Origin of the sequence: Lacimonas salitolerans, assembly GCF_042677865.1 — a bacterium.
In the GTDB taxonomy this organism is placed as follows: domain Bacteria; phylum Pseudomonadota; class Alphaproteobacteria; order Rhodobacterales; family Rhodobacteraceae; genus Lutimaribacter; species Lutimaribacter salitolerans.
The window spans coordinates 1-628 of sequence record NZ_JBHUDD010000016.1; the positions used below are offsets into that span (position 1 = coordinate 1).

1 protein-coding gene and 1 pseudogene are annotated in these 628 nt (G+C 55.3%); both read left to right on the forward strand.

Annotation, left to right across the window (positions count from 1 at the left end; genetic code table 11):
• Positions 1-228 (forward strand): transposase (locus tag ACFTOW_RS02000; protein ID WP_379912552.1); only part of this gene is annotated, 228 nt, incomplete at its 5' end.
• Positions 229-310: 82 nt separating this feature from the next.
• Positions 311-628 (forward strand): annotated as a pseudogene (locus ACFTOW_RS02005) (hypothetical protein); the annotation flags it as partial.

The following is a 628-nucleotide window of genomic DNA, read 5'->3' on the forward strand; positions in this document are numbered from 1 at the left end:
GATCCCGCCATCCGTAAGATCATCTACACGACGAACGCGATTGAAAGTTTGAACAGGGTCATTCGCAAATCGATCAAGACCCGCGGCTCGTTCCCGACTGAGGAAGCCGCGACGAAGCTGATCTATCTGGCGATCCGCAACTTCGAGAAAGGTGGCCGGAATGTTCGGGAATGGTTTGCGGCCCGCAATCAGTTCGCTATCATGTTTGACGAGCGCTTCAATGCGTGACTGTATCTGAAACTCGCATGGGCCAGCCCAGATACACAAAGTTCATGACACTCCCCAGGAAAAGTTGGCCGATGGAGCGGAGTTGACCGCTGAGCAAGAAATCACAACACCTGACGCTGTAGAAACGCAGCCGACAGAAACACTAGTTGAGCCCCCTGCCCCGGCTTTGTCAGCAGCCCACAAGGCCTTTGATCTATTCGATGCAGGCAAATTGGGCGAGGCTGCATTGCTCGTTGCCTTGGGTGTATCGCGGGAAGGATACGCCCTCGACGACGATTTGCGAATGCGCGCACTGACGGCGCTGGAACAAGGACGGCTCGATCATGCGGAAGACGTCCGAGAAGGTGTCATGCGACGGGATCGCATGCTTCAGCTTCAGGAAGTCCCTGAAAAGATGCTC